The organism is Variovorax paradoxus, assembly GCF_030815975.1.
Taxonomy (GTDB): Bacteria; Pseudomonadota; Gammaproteobacteria; order Burkholderiales; family Burkholderiaceae_C; genus Variovorax; species Variovorax paradoxus_N.
Genome location: NZ_JAUSXL010000001.1, coordinates 671,580 through 686,679, shown reverse-complemented (window position 1 = coordinate 686,679; position 15,100 = coordinate 671,580). Strand labels below are relative to the sequence as shown.

14 protein-coding genes and 2 pseudogenes are annotated in these 15,100 nt (G+C 65.6%); 4 read left to right on the top strand and 12 right to left on the bottom strand.

What is annotated here, in order from left to right:
• The first annotated feature begins 470 nt into the window (after nucleotides 1–470).
• Together QFZ47_RS03320 and QFZ47_RS03315 are read left to right on the top strand one after the other, a co-directional pair.
• Entirely contained in the window at nucleotides 471–818 is a 348-nt protein-coding gene (locus QFZ47_RS03320) for a type II toxin-antitoxin system prevent-host-death family antitoxin (protein ID WP_307654270.1), read from the top strand.
• Nucleotides 818–1,465, top strand: coding sequence for an ATPase (locus QFZ47_RS03315; protein ID WP_307654269.1), 648 nt, complete (start codon nucleotides 818–820; stop codon nucleotides 1,463–1,465). The genes QFZ47_RS03320 and QFZ47_RS03315 overlap by 1 nt, the downstream gene beginning before the upstream one ends.
• A 72-nt stretch (nucleotides 1,466–1,537) precedes the next feature.
• On the opposite strand, the gene QFZ47_RS03310 is transcribed toward QFZ47_RS03315, so the two are convergent.
• The 6 genes and pseudogenes from QFZ47_RS03310 to QFZ47_RS03285 form a co-directional block, all read right to left on the bottom strand.
• Nucleotides 1,538–1,768 (bottom strand): LysR substrate-binding domain-containing protein, encoded by a 231-nt coding sequence (locus QFZ47_RS03310; protein WP_307654268.1) that lies wholly within the window; start codon nucleotides 1,766–1,768, stop codon nucleotides 1,538–1,540.
• Between the two features lie 85 nt (nucleotides 1,769–1,853).
• Nucleotides 1,854–2,426: pseudogene (locus QFZ47_RS03305) on the bottom strand (LysR family transcriptional regulator); the annotation flags it as partial.
• Between the two features lie 28 nt (nucleotides 2,427–2,454).
• Nucleotides 2,455–2,544, bottom strand: a pseudogene (locus tag QFZ47_RS03300) (oxidoreductase); the annotation flags it as partial.
• A 47-nt stretch (nucleotides 2,545–2,591) separates the two neighbouring features.
• Nucleotides 2,592–5,669 carry an efflux RND transporter permease subunit gene (locus tag QFZ47_RS03295; protein ID WP_307654267.1) on the bottom strand — a complete coding sequence of 1,026 codons (3,078 nt, stop codon included), beginning with the start codon at nucleotides 5,667–5,669 and terminating at the stop codon, nucleotides 2,592–2,594.
• Nucleotides 5,666–6,784 (bottom strand): efflux RND transporter periplasmic adaptor subunit, encoded by a 1,119-nt coding sequence (locus QFZ47_RS03290; protein WP_307654266.1) that lies wholly within the window; start codon nucleotides 6,782–6,784, stop codon nucleotides 5,666–5,668. The genes QFZ47_RS03295 and QFZ47_RS03290 overlap by 4 nt, the downstream gene beginning before the upstream one ends.
• An 82-nt stretch (nucleotides 6,785–6,866) precedes the next feature.
• Nucleotides 6,867–7,484: a TetR/AcrR family transcriptional regulator gene (locus tag QFZ47_RS03285; RefSeq protein ID WP_307654265.1), complete on the bottom strand. Its 618-nt coding sequence runs from the start codon at nucleotides 7,482–7,484 to the stop codon at nucleotides 6,867–6,869.
• Between the two features lie 105 nt (nucleotides 7,485–7,589).
• Here QFZ47_RS03285 and QFZ47_RS03280 point away from each other — a divergent pair, with 105 nt between their 5' ends.
• On the top strand, nucleotides 7,590–9,047 hold the full coding sequence (locus QFZ47_RS03280; protein ID WP_307654264.1) for an efflux transporter outer membrane subunit: 1,458 nt from the start codon (nucleotides 7,590–7,592) through the stop codon (nucleotides 9,045–9,047).
• Nucleotides 9,048–9,136: 89 nt separating this feature from the next.
• Here QFZ47_RS03280 and QFZ47_RS03275 read toward each other — a convergent pair whose 3' ends face one another.
• Complete coding sequence (locus tag QFZ47_RS03275) at nucleotides 9,137–9,832, bottom strand: Crp/Fnr family transcriptional regulator (protein WP_307654263.1); 696 nt, start codon at nucleotides 9,830–9,832, stop codon at nucleotides 9,137–9,139.
• Nucleotides 9,833–9,934: 102 nt separating this feature from the next.
• On the opposite strand from QFZ47_RS03275, the gene QFZ47_RS03270 reads away from it, so the two are divergent.
• Entirely contained in the window at nucleotides 9,935–11,524 is a 1,590-nt protein-coding gene (locus tag QFZ47_RS03270; RefSeq protein ID WP_307654262.1) for a tannase/feruloyl esterase family alpha/beta hydrolase, read from the top strand.
• Nucleotides 11,525–11,551: 27 nt separating this feature from the next.
• Here QFZ47_RS03270 and QFZ47_RS03265 read toward each other — a convergent pair whose 3' ends face one another.
• The 5 genes from QFZ47_RS03265 to QFZ47_RS03245 form a co-directional block, all read right to left on the bottom strand.
• Entirely contained in the window at nucleotides 11,552–12,469 is a 918-nt protein-coding gene (locus QFZ47_RS03265; protein ID WP_307654261.1) for an oxidoreductase, read from the bottom strand.
• 50 nt (nucleotides 12,470–12,519) lie between these two features.
• On the bottom strand, nucleotides 12,520–13,089 hold the full coding sequence (locus QFZ47_RS03260; protein WP_307654260.1) for a TetR/AcrR family transcriptional regulator: 570 nt from the start codon (nucleotides 13,087–13,089) through the stop codon (nucleotides 12,520–12,522).
• Nucleotides 13,090–13,197: 108 nt separating this feature from the next.
• Nucleotides 13,198–13,878: a glutathione S-transferase family protein gene (locus QFZ47_RS03255; protein ID WP_307654259.1), complete on the bottom strand. Its 681-nt coding sequence runs from the start codon at nucleotides 13,876–13,878 to the stop codon at nucleotides 13,198–13,200.
• A 4-nt stretch (nucleotides 13,879–13,882) separates the two neighbouring features.
• Nucleotides 13,883–14,095: an isocitrate/isopropylmalate family dehydrogenase gene (locus tag QFZ47_RS03250; protein WP_307654369.1), complete on the bottom strand. Its 213-nt coding sequence runs from the start codon at nucleotides 14,093–14,095 to the stop codon at nucleotides 13,883–13,885.
• Nucleotides 14,096–14,140: 45 nt separating this feature from the next.
• A complete protein-coding gene (locus QFZ47_RS03245) occupies nucleotides 14,141–15,073 on the bottom strand; it encodes a Bug family tripartite tricarboxylate transporter substrate binding protein (protein ID WP_307654258.1) in 933 nt (310 codons plus the stop codon).
• Nucleotides 15,074–15,100: the final 27 nt, after the last annotated feature.

The window sequence follows — 15,100 nt, the reverse complement described above, 5'->3', positions numbered from 1 at the left end:
GAGCAGGCACTTGCGCCGCCTCTCCTGCACTCCTGAGAGACGTGATCGCGAAGCTGACCGCCCGCTTCGAAGCCAGTTGCGACCTGCCGCACCTGCTGCAGCAATAGAACCGCAGCCAGGCAAGAAGCTTCATCCACCACCGCCGGTGGATGCGCTCCAGGTGCGCGAGACCACATGAACAGCTGAAGAAGGGGCCGCTCGCGGGGGCGTCCGGATGCGCCTGCGAACTCACCGGTTCGCGCGTTGCGTGTCTCGAATCACCGTGATGCGATTGGCGCTTGTAGTTCATGCGCGCCATCGTGCCGACGTGGCTGCGCATCGCGGGGCAGGCTGTGATCTTCTTCACCTGCTGCAGCAAAAAAACCGCCGGCTGCCGCCGCAGCCGCCATCACAGCTCCCGCGGTCCACAATAACCGGCTATTTTGTCCAACTTGGCTATTTTTGCCATAATGGCGCCAAAGGAGCACACCATGGCCGCCGTCCTGCCCAATCTCGATGAACTGCCGCGTCAGAACGCATCCCACGTCAAGAACCGCTGGGGCGACGTGGTTCGCCAGGTCCAGCAGACGGGCAGCCTGGCCGTGACCAACCATTCGACGGTGGAGATGGTGCTGCTGACCGCGGCCACCTACAACCAGCTGGTGGAAGACGCGCAGGCGCTCAAGGCGCGCGAGCAGTCGGTGCTCGACGAACTCGGGCGCCGCTTCGACGAGCGCCTGGGCGTGCTGCAGCAGCCGAACGCGGCGGCGCAGGTGGGCAAGCTGTTCGCGGCCAAGGGCAAGCTCGGGCGCCGTCCCAAGGCAGGCGACACCTTCTGATGGCGGCGGCCGCGCGCCCGTTCATCCTGGTGCTGGCCGGCGTCAACGGGGCGGGCAAGAGTTCGGTTGGCGGCGCGCTGCTTGCCGAGCACGGCCTCAGCTGGTTCAACCCGGACACCTGCGCGCGGGAACTCATCGCGCAGCTCGGGCTCACGCCCGAAGAGGCGAACGCCCGCGCATGGAACCTCGGCCGCGAGCGGCTGGAGGCGGCCATCGCGCAAGGCTCCAGCTACGCCTTCGAGACCACGCTGGGCGCCAGCACCATTCCCGCGCTGCTCGCCCGCGCCGCGTCGAGCCATGACGTGGTCATGATCTTCTGCGGGCTGTCCTCGCCCGAGCAGCACATCGCCCGCGTGCGTGCGCGCGTGGCGCGCGGCGGCCACGACATTCCCGAGGCCAAGATCCGCGAGCGCTGGATCGCATCGCGTGCCAACCTGATCCAGCTGCTGCCGAAGCTCACGCGGCTGCAGGTCTTCGACAACAGCGCCGAAGCACCGCCTGGCGGCGACATTGCCGACCCGGTGCTGGTGCTCGAACTGAGCGCGGGCGAACCCATCTATCCGCAGCCGGGCGACCTGGCCGCGCTCGCGGCAACACCGGCGTGGGCACGGCCCATCGTGCAGGCAGCGATCGAGCTGCTGGGCTGACGCAACGCAAGCCACCCACAGCGAGCGGCCAGCCGACAAGCCGCGCGCCCTGCCCCGCGCTACCGCTTTGGCTCAAGCGCTGCGCGCAGGCCTCACGGGCTTGATCCGGTCCTCGAGAAAGTTCAGGAAGGCACGCTGTACAGCGGTACTGTGCCGCCGCTGCAAGTAGACAGCCGACAGCCACATGTCGCTGCGAACGAATGCCGACAACGCGGGCACCAGCCGCCCACTCTTGATATACGGCGCCAGCATTGCCGTAGGCAAATAGACGATACCCGCTCCCAGTAACGCGGCCTGGATCAACGGGGCGGCCTCCGTGGCATTCAGGCGCCCCTCTCACCGGGACTTCCAGCGGGGCACCGTCAACCTCGAAACGCCACTTCGACTGCGGACTGAGATGTGTGCTGACCAGCGCGTTGTGGCTTGCGAGTTCGTTGGGGTGAACCGGCATCCCGTGCGCCGACCAATACATGGGCGCAGCGCACACACTCAAGTCCATCGCAACCAGTTTTCGGACAATGAGATTCTCGTTGGCTGTCGGCGCGAAACGCAGGGCAACGTCAATGCCGTCCTCGGCCAGATCGACGATGCGGTTGGTGAGGACAAGGCTGATGCTGACTTCCGGATAGTGGCCCAGGAAGGTATTGATAAGCGCTGGAAGCTGCGTCTGCTCCATGCCATGCGGCGCGGACACGCGCAGGCGTCCACGGGGAGTCAGCGCTCGATCCTGGAGTTCCGCTCGAGTTTCTTCCACCAGTTCCAGCATCGGCTTGCTTCTTTCGAGCAGCAATACGCCGGCGTCCGTCAGACTGACAGCATGGCTGGTCCGGTTCAGCAAACGCACACCGAAGCGGCTCTCCAGCGTTGCGATGTACTTGCTGACGGTTCCCCTCGACAGCGCCAGCTGGCTCGCGGCGCGGGAAAAGCTGCCGGAGCCTGCAACCTCGCTGAAGGCTCGCAAGAGATTCAGGCTATCCAAAAGCTGCTCCCTGGCAGCCCCGTTCGGCAAATTTCTCCGCGGTGGCGCATCCGATGCCCGATGACACGCCGGTAACCACGACAACAGTTGAATCCGACATTGCAGTCTCTCTTTTCTAAAGGGGTGAGTAGGGATGAAAAGAGCGGATCAGTGCGCGGATCGCTCCTGGTTGCCCGGCCTGATCCGGAACCAGATCGAATACATCGCCGGCAGGAACACCAGCGTCAGGATCGTTCCCGCAAAAGTGCCGCCGATCAGGGTGTAGGCGAGCGCGCCCCAGAACACCGAGTGCGTCAGCGGAATGAAGGCGAGGATCGCCGCAAGCGCGGTCAGGACCACGGGCCGCGCACGCTGCACGGTCGCCTCGACGACCGCATGGAACGGATCGAGCCCCTCCTGCTGGTTGTGGTGGATCTGCCCGAGCAGGATCAGCGTGTTGCGCATCAGGATGCCCGACAGCGCGATGAGCCCCACGAGCGCATTGATGCCGAAGGGCTGCTGGAACAGCAGCAGGGTCGGCACGACGCCGATCAGCCCGAGCGGACTCGTGAGGAACACCATGACCATCGCCGACATGGAGCGCACCTGGAAGATGATGATCAGCAGCGTGGCCGCCAGCATGATCGGGAAGAGCGGCAGCATCGCCTTGGTCGCCTTTTCCGATTCCTCGATGGAGCCGGCCTCGGCAATGCGGTAGCCGGCCGGCAGCTTCTGCATCAGGGGCTGCAGCTTCGCCGTGATCGCGCTCGACACATCGGGCGGCTGCAGCCCCTCGGCGATGTCGCCCTGCACCGTGATCGTGGGCATGCGGTCGCGCCGCCGCATCACCGGCTCTTCCATGCGCACCTCGATCTCGCCGACCTGGGACAGCGGAATGCGCTGGCCGCCGGCACCGGCGAGCGTAAAGTCGACAAGCTTCGCGGGATCGAGCCGAGTGCCGCCGGCCGAACGGGCCACCACCTGCACGGTGCGGATGTCCTCGCGCACGGTGGTCACCGGCGCGCCGCTCAGAAGGAACTGCAGTTGCTGCGCCACAGCGCTGGAGCTCAGCCCCACGGCCTGCAGGCGGTCTTGCTTCAACGTGAAGTGCAGCGTGGGCGTGCGGGTGCCCCAGTCGGTGCTGACGGTGCGCATCATCGGGCTGGCGTCCATCACCTGCCGCACCTCGGCCGCAATCCTGCGCAGCTCGTTCGCATCGGGTCCGCTGACACGGTAGGCCACGGGGAACGGCGAGTACGGCCCGAACACCAGCTGGGTCACGCGCACCCGCGCCTCGGACGCGAGGCCGTCGGCAACGGCCTGGCGCAACCGGTGCTTCAGGGCCTCGCGCTCCTCCTGGCTGGCCGTGCGCACCACGATCTTGGCGAACGACGGATCGGGCAGTTCAGGCCCCATCGCAAAGTAGAAGCGCGGCGCGCCCTGCCCGATGTAGGAGGTGACGATCTGGGCCTCCGGCTGCGTGGACAGCCAGGCCTCGACCTTGGCCGTGGCCTCGCTGGTCTGCGTGATCGAAGTGCCGTAGGGCATCTGCACCTCGACCAGGACTTCGGGCCGGTCGGAGATCGGAAAGAACTGCTTCTTGACCACCCCCATGCCGAGGATCGACACCACGAACAGGCCGACCACCGCGCCCGCCACCAGCCACTTGCGCGCGATGACGCGGGCCAGCACGCGGCGCAGCCGGTTGTAGTGCGGCGTGTCGTAGATCGCGGCATGGCCGCCTTCGATCTTCTTGAAGCTGGGCAGCAGCTTGACGCCCAAATACGGCGTGAACACCACGGCGACCACCCAGGATGCGATCAGCGCGATGCCGACGATCCAGAACATGTTGCTGGTGTACTCGCCCGCTGTCGACGGCGCGAAGCCGTTGGGCATGAAGCCGACCGCGGTGACCAGCGTGCCCGAGAGCATCGGTGCCGCCGTGTGGCTCCAGGCGTAGGCGGACGCGGCCACATGGCTGTAGCCCTCTTCGATCTTCACCACCATCATCTCGATGGCGATGATGGCGTCGTCCACCAGCAAGCCGAGCGCGAGGATCAACGAGCCCAGTGTGATGCGGTCGAAGTTCTTGCCGGTGGCGGCCATCACCACGAAGACCACGGCCAGCGTCAGCGGCACCGCCGCAGCCACCACGAGGCCCGCGCGCCAGCCCATGCTCAGGAAGCTCACCAGCATGACCACCAGCAGGGCCGCGAAGAACTTCACCATGAACTCGTCGACCGACGCGCTGATGTTCACCGACTGGTCCGTGACCTTGGTGAGGCTAAGGCCCAGCGGCAGCTCGGCGTTGATGGCACGGGCTTCCACATCCAGCGCCTTGCCCAGGTCGAGGCCGTTCCAGCCCTCGCGCATGACAACGCCCACCAGCAGTGCCGGCTCGCCGCCGTTGCGGATCAGGAAGGTGGCCGGGTCTTCATACCCCCGCTTGACATTGGCGATGTCCGACAGCTTCAGGGTGCGGCCCTGCGCCACGATGGGCGTATCGCGGATCTTCTGCAGCTCGTCGAAAGGCCCGTCCAGGCGAATGAACACCTGAGGGCCCTTGGTTTCCACCGAGCCCGCCGGGGTCAGGGCATTCTGGCCGTGGAGTGCGGCGAACACGTCCTGCGGACTGACGCCCAACGTTGCCAGGCGCTCATGCGAGAACTCGACATAGATGCGTTCGGACTGCTCGCCGGCGATGTTGACCTTCTTCACGCCCGCCACGTGCAGCAGCCGCTGGCGCAGCGTCTCGGCGTCGCGCACCAGCAGGCGCTGCGCTTCTCCCTTGGCCTTGAGCGCGAACAGGGCGAAGGTGACGTCCGCGTATTCGTCGTTGATCATCGGCCCGATCACGCCGGCCGGCAGGCTGCCCGCTTCGTCGCCGAGCTTCTTGCGCGCTTGGTAGAACTGTTCCTGCACCTGTGCCGGCGGCGTGCTGTCGAGCAGCGTCAGGGTCGTGAACGCCAGCCCGGGCCGCGTGTAGGTCTCGGTGCGGTCGTAGTAGCGCAGCTCCTGCAGGCGCTTCTCGAGCTTCTCGGCGACCTGGTCCTGCATCTCCTGCGCCGTGGCGCCGGGCCAGGCGGTGATGACCGTCATCACCTTGACGGTGAAGGCCGGGTCTTCGGCGCGGCCGAGCTTGAAGAACGCAACAAGACCCGCCAGCGAGATCAGGAAGATCAGGAACAGGGTGATGGAGCGCTCGCGGACCGCAAGCGCCGACAGATTGAAGCGGCCTTCGCTCACGGGCGGGCTCCCTCTGCCGCGGCGGCGCCCGCCTGGCCGGCCACGCGCACCGGTTCACCCTCGCGCAGCAGATGGGCGCCGAGCGCGACGATCCGGTCGCCCTGCTTGAGCGGGCCAGCGACGATGCGCGCGCCACCGTCATCCAGGTGCTCGACCACGACCGGGCGCCAGTTGACCTTGGCCGGCTCGCCGCTGATGACCCACACGCCCGGCCCCTTGCCGGTGTCGAACAGCGCGCCGATCGGCACCTGCAGGCCACCTTGCGCGGCAGGAAGCCCGTCCGGAATCCGAATGGTGACCGTGGCGCCCAGCGGCGCATTGGCAAGGTCGCCCTTGAGCACATAGCGCGCCTCGAAGGTGCGGGTCTGCCGATCCGCGGCATCCGAGAGTTGCCGCAGCGTGGTCGCCACCGTCACACCTTCCTTGCCGAAGAGCGTGGCCTGTGCGGCGGATCCGACCGCCGGACGCAGGGTTTCCGGCAGCTGGACAACGGCTTCGCGCGGACCGGCGCGGGCCACACGCACCGCCGCTTGGCCAGCGCTCACGACCTGGCCGGGCTCGGCCAGCGTTTCCATGACGACACCGTCGCCGTCCGCCACGAGCTCGGTGTAGCGGCTCGCATTGCGAGCCACGTCGGCCTGGGCCTCGGTCGCCCTGAGCTGGGCCTTGGCAGCGTCCGCCGCAGCCTTGATCTGGTCGTAGGCCGTTGCCGAGATTGCACCGGTGCCGCGCAGGTCGCGATAACGGGCCTCATCCTCCGCCGTCTGCTGTGAGCGCGCCCGCGCAGCGGCGACCGCCTCCTGCTGCGCATGGACCGCCAGATTCAGATCGGCGGGATCAATGCGCATGAGCAGCTGACCGCGTTTGACGGCCTGCCCCGCATCCACCAGCCGCTCCAGCACCTTGCCGGAGACCCGAAAACCCAGGTCGCTCTGGACCCGGGCGGCTACGGTGCCGGTGAAGGCGCGCGATACAGCGCCGGCCCCCTGAACGGTGGCGGCGCGCACCTGCGGCGCCTGGGTGCGCGGATCGGACGGCGCTTGTTCGCTGCAGGCGACCAAGGCAAACGGCAGTGCGCAGATGACTGTAGAGGTAGCAAGGCGGCGCCAGAGCATGAGGGTCCCCGTGACGAAGTGATCAGGACCCGCATTCTGATACCAGTGACCAAATTAGTCAATAGTCACTTAAATCTTCGTCTTATGGAGAAAGGCTGCGCAGCACCAGGCCAGACAGTTGCGCCGGCGCTTCGGCCGTGTGGTCGAAGCTGTGCTGCAGGAGAAGCGGATTGATGTAGGGGTGCATGACGAGGTAGATGGCCCCCGCCGCCTCGTCCAGCGGCGTCTTGCGCTCGAACTCGCCCGCCTCCCGGCCTTCGCGCAGGATCTCCTGGAGCAATTGCCGGATGCGCTCTTCATGGACGACCACCGCCTGCCACCGCTCGGTGGCCGCCGAGATCGCGATTTCGTAGAGCTTGCGATCCTCGGAGAACAGCCGAAGGCTGGCTTCGACCACCGACTTGAACATCCGGCGCAGCTTTTCGGGGGGGCGATCGGCAGCATCGACGGCCGCCCGAATCTCGGCTTCGATCTCGCGCAGGCAGTTCGCGCAGATCATTTCGCCGATCGCCTGCTTGGACTCGAAGAACTTGTAGATGTAGGCCTTGGAAAACCCGATGGCCTTGGCGAGGTCGGAGACGGTCGTCTTCTCGTAGCCATACCGGCTGAAGTGCTCGGTCGCCGCGACAACGATCTGGTCTCGCACCTCGTGGTCGGCAGGGCCGCGCCCCACGGCCGGAGAAGGAGTTGCTTTGCTCATGGCCAACAGCTTACCGCGCGCAGGGAAATTGAACAACGAGTGACCATTTTGAATTATAGTCACAGCTTCCAGTTCGTTTTCTTTCCTCTCTTCCGAAAGAAGCCCATGCGCCAACGCATCCTTGTCCCGCTCATCGCTGCCAGCTTGGCCGCAGGTTGCGCCGTCGGTCCCGACTATGTCCGGCCCGATGCGCCCCTGTCGCAACAGTATCTCGGCCAGGCGGCCGTCCATGCACGATCTGCCTCCACCAGCGCCGACCTTCTCGCGTGGTGGACGGGTTTCGGCGACCCGCAATTGGCTCGATTCGTCACGCTTGCACTGGCGCAGAACCTCGATCTCGCACAGGCGTCGGCGCGCGCCGCCCAGGCGCGTGCGGGGCTGGGGGCGGCGAATGCCGCCTTGCTGCCTTCCGGAAACATCAGCGGACAAGCAGCCCGGGCCTACCAGTCCGTTGAAACGCCGCTGGGGCAAGTCCTGAACGCGAGGCCCGGTTTCGATCGCTACGGCAATGCCTACGAAGCCAATCTCGGCGCGAGCTGGGAACTGGATGTGTTCGGCGGCCTGCGCCGCGGGCGCGAAGCGGCGCTTGCCGACTACCAGGCTTCGGAGGCAGGCACGGCCGCAACAAGACTGACCGTGGCGGCGCAGACCGCCGACATCTACATCAGCATCCGCGGGCTGCAGACCCGGCTCGACGTGGCGCGGCGCCAGGTGCGCACGCAGCAGGAGCTGCTGTCCACGATCCATCTTCTCTACAACAAAGGATTGACCGCCGAACTCCAGGTGCGGCAGACCGAAGGCGCGCTGGCCCAGGTCCGGGCCGCCGTTCCGGTCCTCGAGGCGGGCCTGGACGCGGCCATGAACGCGCTCGATGTGATGCTGGGCTCGTCCCCGGGCACGCACCGGGCGGAACTGGCCGAGCCGGGCACCATCCCGGCCGCTCCGCAGATCGCAGACTCGGGAACGCCGGGGGACTTGCTCCGGCGACGACCCGACCTGATCGCGGCCGAGCGCCGCCTCGCCGCATCGAATGCCCGCATCGGTGTGGCCATTGCCGAGTACTACCCCAAGCTCTCCCTGAGCGGCCTGATCGGCAGTGCGACATCGATGTCCGGCGGCAATCTCTTCACCAGCGGTGCCAGCCAGGCCGCCGGCGTGCTGGGCTTGCGCTGGCGTCTGTTCGATTTCGGCCGCATCAACGCCCAGATCGATCTCGCCAAGGGCCAGGATGCCGAACAGCTCGCGGCCTACCGGCTGGCCGTGCTGCGTGCCACCGAGGATGTGGAAAACGCCTTTTCGGCCCTGGTCAAGCGCGAGGAGCAAGCCAGCATGCTGGCCCAGGGCGTGGATTCGCTCGGCCGCGCGCGAGGCGCTTCATTCGCGGCCTACCAGAAAGGCGTGGTCAGCCTCATCGAAGTGCTGCAGGCAGACGAGAACCTGCTGCGCGCTTCCGATGCGAGAGCCCAGGCGCAAACCGAATCGGCGCGCGCCGCAGTCACCGCCTTCAAGGCGCTGGGGGGTGGCTGGCAGCCCAGCAGAACCGAGGCGGTTGCAATCCAATAGACGCAGAAACCCGGATGTTCAGGATGCGCGATTCACGGCATTCGCCCTGAACCCGGGCAGTGTCGGGCCACACGAATCGCACGAGGCCCTCATTCCGAGTGCTCGCGCGCGTAGAGCCGCAGGCCGTCGACGTTCAACACGTCGATGCTGCTGTAGCGGATGTGAAGCAGGCCCGCTTCCTCCAACTCGTGCAGGGCGCGATGGGCGACCTGGCGGGAAATGCCGGCCAGCCGGCCGATCTCCTCCTGCGATATGTGCAGCACTGGATGCGTCCGGGGGTTGAGTTGGGGATTGAAGAGTTCAGCCAGGCAGCTCGCCACGCGCGAATTGATGTCGTGCATCCGATAGCTCTCGGCAAGCGCAATGAACTGGCCGAGCCTTGCGTTGAGCTGGTCGATCATGAAATGGCAGAAGCTCAAGCTGTTGGCAACCAAGTAGCGGAAGGTCTGGCTCGGCATCAATGCAATGCGGCTGTCGCGCAGCGCGACAACGCCGTAGGGACGCAATTCCCCTTTGAGTATGGCTCCCTCCCCGAGCCAACCGCCATTGGATACCCCCGTCAAGGTGGTGCTCCGGCCGTCCGCCGAAAGCACGTCGACCTTGACCATGCCTTCGACGACGCCGATCCAATGCGTGGCAGCGCTTGATTTCTGACAGACGATTTCACCGGCCGAATAGAAGCGCTCCTGCGTTTCCAGTTCGACACGCTGGAGTTGCTCTTGCGTCAGCCCGCGAGCCCAAGCAGCCGCTCGCAACATGGCAATGGTCTGCACCTGCTTTGTCATTGGAAAGACTTTCTTCCTCGGCCCTACTGCCTAGCATGCGCTGCGCAGGCGACATGCCTGAGGCGCTTGAGTTTATGTGGCAGTACGAACAGGAGACAAATCATGAAAAACCCTCTCTCGATGGCGGGCTGCGCGCTCTCCATCCTGCTGGTGGCCTGCGGCGGCGGTAGCGGTGGAAGCAGCTTCCCGGTGCTGTTTCCGACATCCACGCCAACGCCACCGCCAACGCAAACTCCGCCGCCGGTGCCCGAGCCGGTCGCGTCGGCACAGGACAAGTGTGCGGTCTTCGCCGGCGCTTCGCTTGCCGGTGCGACGCTGAAAGAGGCCGCGCTCGTCCCGGCAACGGCAGGGGCCGCGGAGTACTGCAAGGTCAAGGGCACCCTTCACGGCACGCTCAACTTCGAGGTGCGTCTGCCCACCGCGTGGAACAGCAAGCTCCTGTATGCCGGTGGCGGCGGTTGGGACGGCAGCATCAACATCGCGCCCGCCTCGCCAAGCGGTTCGACCGCCGGCTACGTACTCGTGGCCTCGGACGGCGGGCGCCAGGGCGACGGCCTGGACGCCTCGGTCTTTTTGAACAATGCCACGGCCCAGGCGGACTTCGGCTATCTCTCGATCCACTCGGTCAATGAGGTCACCAAGGAGATCGTTCGCAAGCGTTATGGCTCGGATGCCCAGTTCAGCTATTTCGAGGGCTGCTCCAATGGCGGCAGGGAGGCATTGATTCAGGCCACGCGATTCCCGAACGACTTCGACGGCATCGTCGTGCGTGCACCGGCCTACTCTTTCACCGAACTGTTCCAGGCCTTCGTTGCGAACGGAAAGGCGCTCGCCGCGCCGGGCGGGCAACTCAGCGATGCGAAGGTCTCGCTCATCGGCAAGACCGTCACCGCGCAGTGCGACGCCCTCGATGGTGTTGCCGATGGCATCGTGAGCAACCAGGAAGCCTGCACTTTCAACCCCACGGCGTTGCGCTGCACGGCAGGCGACGCCGACACATGCCTGACCGACCCGCAGATCGCGACCGCCAACACGATCTACTCCGAGCTCAAGCGTGCGGACGGAACAACCGTCTACCCCGGCTGGGGACCTGGTGGCGAGGACCTGGGCTGGCCCCTGTGGGTGACCGGCTCCGCCATCGGCGGCACCGGCCTGCAGTTCCAGTTCGGGAGCGGCCTCGTGAAGTACTGGGTCACGGGCGATCCGACCTTCAACGTGCTTGGTTTCGATCCGGAGTTCTACTCTGCGGGACTGCGGCTCGCGGCCACCACGCTCGATGCGACGCCGGACCTTCGCTCCTTCTTCGGGCAGGGCGGCAAGATGATCCTTGCCCATGGAACGAACGACTGGGCAATCAGCTACAAGGGCTCGATCAAGTACTTCAACGATGTCGCGACCACGGTCGGCGGCGCCTCCGCGCGGGATGCCTCGATGGAGTTCTTCCTCCAGCCGGGCGTCCAGCATTGCGCCGGCGGCGTCGGTCCTGACACCGTCGACCTGGTGGACGCTGTCGCGAAATGGCGAGAGGGTGGCGCAAAGCCGTCCACGCAAAAGATCGTGGCGACGAAGCTGGACGTGACGACCAAAGCCCCCGTCCTGGCGCGTCCCTTGTGCAAGTACCCGACCTTTCCGAAATACAAGGGCAGCGGCGACGTGAACTCGGCGGACAGCTACAGCTGCCAGAGTTCTTGAGCGCCGCCATCGGTGTTCGGCAAGCCTTCAGGCCGGCAGCAAGCCCGGGTCGATACCGGTCATGGCAATGGAGACATCCCACAACCGCTTTGCAAGTTCCGGATCCTCGGCTTGCAGAGCTCGTTTGGCCTCACCTGCCACACCCCGGATGCCGCCGAATCCGATGGGCCCGTAGTAGCCCCCGGGCTTCACGCTTCCCGTCGCCGCAAGCAGTGCGGGCCATGCGCCCTTGTCGGCACTGTTGAGGAGCAGGCCGACGATCGGGCCCGCCCACTGGGCCGGCCCCATATGCCGTCCCAGGCTGGTGCTGGCGACGCCCGGATGGATGCCGACGGCCGTGATGGGAGACCTTGACGCGCGCAGGCGACGATCCAGCTCGAAGAAGAACAGCGCATTGGCCAGCTTGCTGCCGCCATAGCGATCCCCCTTCGAATAACTGTGCTCGGCGTTGAGGTCGTCCCAATCGATCTTGCCCTTGAGATGCGCGATGCTCGACGTGACGACGACGCGCGATCCGGGCGCTTGGGCCAGCTTGGGCAGAAGCAGCGAGGTCAGCGCGAACACGCCCAGATGGTTGACCCCGAACTGCGACTCAAACCCCTGCTTGGTGCGCATCAGGGGCGGGTTCATGATGCCCGCGTTGTTGATAAGGGCGTCGATCCGCGGTTCCGCCGCAACGGCTCTGGCCGCAGCGCGAATGCTCTCCAAATCGCCCAGGTCGAGCGGTAGCCAGCTGACATCCGCCTTCGGCGTGATGCGCTTGATCCGCGTGATGGCTTCCGCGGCCTTCGCCTCGTCGCGGCAACCCAACAGCACGCGCGCGCCTCTCGCGGCGAGTGCCCTCGACACTTCGAAGCCGACGCCAGCATTGGCGCCTGTGACGATGAAGCTCTTTCCCGACTGATCGGGGACATCCGCTTCGGTGAAGCCTTTTCGATTTGACATACAGGTTCCTCATATGAGTGATTACATACTCATTCATTGATAAAAAAAAGTCAGGCCGCCGAACCTTTCCAGAACAGGTCGAACCCGGCCTGCCTGATGGCTTTGGCTTCCCTGGGCTTCGAGGCGATCGCATTGATGGTGATGTCGGCCAGGTCGAACAGGATCGTGTCGATGTAGAAGGCGAGCCTGCCTGGCGCCGCATGCCCCGACAGACATCGCTCCACGATCGCACGTGCATCCCTCAGCATGGCGTGGCAACGGCTGCGGCTCTCTTTCGTCACGCGGTCCGACACCTTCAACTGGCGCAGCGCCTTGCGCGATGTGGAGTGGGCCAGCCCCCAGTCGATCAGGCGATTCCAGACGAGACACAGCAGGTCTCGAGGTGACGCATCCACCGGATACGGCGCCAGCATCGTCGCGGCCAAGTCAGTCTCGATCTCCACGAACAATTGATTGAGGAGGTCATCCTTGGTCGGAAAGTACGTGAATAGCGTTCCTTCGGACACGCCGGCCGCCTGCGCGATCTTCGCTGTGGAAGCGCCAGTGCCGAGGGTGGCGACAAGGTCTGACGCTGCCTCGAGCAAGGCTGCGCGCTTTTCCTCGCTCAGGGGACGGGCCATTCTCTTAACTTTATTTGAGTAAGTGGTCGCTCAATTATACAAGGGTAACAACATCCGGGTCAAGCGCCTGAAGAACAGCGCGCTGGTCCTGGCAGGTGATGACGCTGTCTAAGCCAGCTCTTCGGGCCTGATGTCGGGCGACGGAATCGTGGGCACCCCCTGCGAGATGGCGGCACCGTTCTGGGCCACCATCGCGCGCCGGTAAGCAGGCCTCGCCTGCAGGCGCTCCCAGTAGGCGCGAACCGAGGGCGTGAACTGCTGGTCGAGGCCGAGATGCTGAGCCAGCAGCAGCGCGTAGCCGACCGAAACATCGGCGGCGGTGAAACGGTGCGCACAAAGGAACGCCTGCTCCGCCAAGAGAGGTTCCAGCGTGCGCAACCTCGCGAGGAACCACTTGCCGTAGTCATGGGCCACCTGGGGCTGGCGCCGTTCGCCCGTTTCGAAGTGCAGATAGCGCAGCACCAGCGTCTGCGGGAACGTCAAGGTCGCCTCGCCGAAATGCAGGTAATTCAGGTAGGCGCCGAAGGCCAGCTCATCGACGCCGACATCGAGCTTTCCCGGGGAGAAGCGCGCCGCCAGGTACTGGCAGATGGCGGACGACTCGGTCATGCGAACAGTCCCGTCGACCATGGCCGGCACGGTTCCCAGGGGATTGATCTCCAGGAACGACCGGGCCAGCGCGCGGGGCGGGAACGGCATCATCTTCAGGTCGTACGGAATCCCGAGTTCCTCCAGCATCCACAAGGGACGAAACGAACGTGCGCTCACGCAATGGTGCAAGGTAATCATGGCTTCAGTGCTCGGTGATGGCGGGCGTCGACCCGCTTCTTACAGCGTCGGCGATGAGGTCGCCCATGCGCGTCGTTCCAACCAGCCGGGTGCTGCTGCATTGGATGTCCGCGGTACGGTAGCCCTGGCCGAGCACCGAGCGTATCGCAGCCTCGACAGCGGCGGACAGATCGGGCCGGCGCGCGGAGTGGCGCAGCAGAAGCCCCACGGCCCGGATGTGCCCTCGCCCGGCAGCATCGCGATCCTGAATGCAGGCATGCCCTCAATCCAGGGTGGCGCCAGACTGCTTCACCAGCTTCTGGTGCTTCGCCAACTCGAACTGGAAGAAGGCTGGCGCAAGCTCAGGCCCCGTGTTCAGGACCGTGAGCCCTTGGCCGGCGATGACGTTTCTTGCCTCCGGCGAGACCAAGGCCTCTTGCACCGCCGCGGCATAGCTGTCGACCACGGGTTTGGGCAAACCGGCCGGACCGATCAACGCAATCCAGGCGTCGAAGCTGTACCTGGGCACGCCCGATTCCATCATCGTCGGCACATCAGGCAAGGCCGCGGAGCGCGCCGGCGTCGACACCGCCAATGCGCGCAGCGCCCCGGCCTTGATCTGCGGGGCGACCTGCGAGATCGAAACGAATGCGAGCTGCACCTGTCCGCCGATCAGGTCGGTGATGAGCGGTCCGGTGCCGCGATAGGGCACGTGCTTCATGTCGATGCCGGTTTCGCTCACCATCAGTTCCCCCGCCAGGTGGAGCACGCTCCCGTTGCCGGCGGACCCGTAGTTGAGCTTGCCGGGATTGGCCTTCGCATAGGCCAGCAGCTCCTTCACGCTCTTCACCGGAAGCGCGTTGTTCACCACCAGCACGACCGGCACCGTGGCCAGTACCGCGATGGGCGTGATGTCCTTCATGCTGTCGTAGGGAATCGTCTTGTAGATGCCTGGATTGATGACGTGGTTGGACGACACCAAGCCGAGCGTGAGCCCATCCTTGGGTGCCTTCACGATCTGTGCGGTGCCCGGAATTCCCCCGGCGCCGACCACGTTCTCCACCACGATCGGATGGCTGGTCGCGCGTCCGAAGGCCGGCGCGACCGCGCGGGCGACCGCATCGACCGTCGAGCCGGCGGCCAGGGGAACGACGATCCGGATCGGCCGGTCGGCGTTCGAGGATTGCGCCGCGGCGAGCCATGACGTCGCAAGCAATGCTGTCGCAAATGAATGGGAAATGGC

What these genes read in the sequence shown, in the direction of transcription:
- QFZ47_RS03320 (WP_307654270.1), top strand. Translation starts at nt 471, where the DNA reads ATGGCCGCCGTCCTGCCCAATCTCGATGAACTGCCGCGTCAGAACGCA.
- QFZ47_RS03315 (WP_307654269.1), top strand. Translation starts at nt 818, where the DNA reads ATGGCGGCGGCCGCGCGCCCGTTCATCCTGGTGCTGGCCGGCGTCAAC.
- QFZ47_RS03290 (WP_307654266.1), bottom strand. Translation starts at nt 6,784, where the DNA reads ATGCTCTGGCGCCGCCTTGCTACCTCTACAGTCATCTGCGCACTGCCG.
- QFZ47_RS03285 (WP_307654265.1), bottom strand. Translation starts at nt 7,484, where the DNA reads ATGAGCAAAGCAACTCCTTCTCCGGCCGTGGGGCGCGGCCCTGCCGAC.
- QFZ47_RS03280 (WP_307654264.1), top strand. Translation starts at nt 7,590, where the DNA reads ATGCGCCAACGCATCCTTGTCCCGCTCATCGCTGCCAGCTTGGCCGCA.
- QFZ47_RS03275 (WP_307654263.1), bottom strand. Translation starts at nt 9,832, where the DNA reads ATGACAAAGCAGGTGCAGACCATTGCCATGTTGCGAGCGGCTGCTTGG.
- QFZ47_RS03270 (WP_307654262.1), top strand. Translation starts at nt 9,935, where the DNA reads ATGAAAAACCCTCTCTCGATGGCGGGCTGCGCGCTCTCCATCCTGCTG.
- QFZ47_RS03265 (WP_307654261.1), bottom strand. Translation starts at nt 12,469, where the DNA reads ATGTCAAATCGAAAAGGCTTCACCGAAGCGGATGTCCCCGATCAGTCG.
- QFZ47_RS03260 (WP_307654260.1), bottom strand. Translation starts at nt 13,089, where the DNA reads ATGGCCCGTCCCCTGAGCGAGGAAAAGCGCGCAGCCTTGCTCGAGGCA.
- QFZ47_RS03255 (WP_307654259.1), bottom strand. Translation starts at nt 13,878, where the DNA reads ATGATTACCTTGCACCATTGCGTGAGCGCACGTTCGTTTCGTCCCTTG.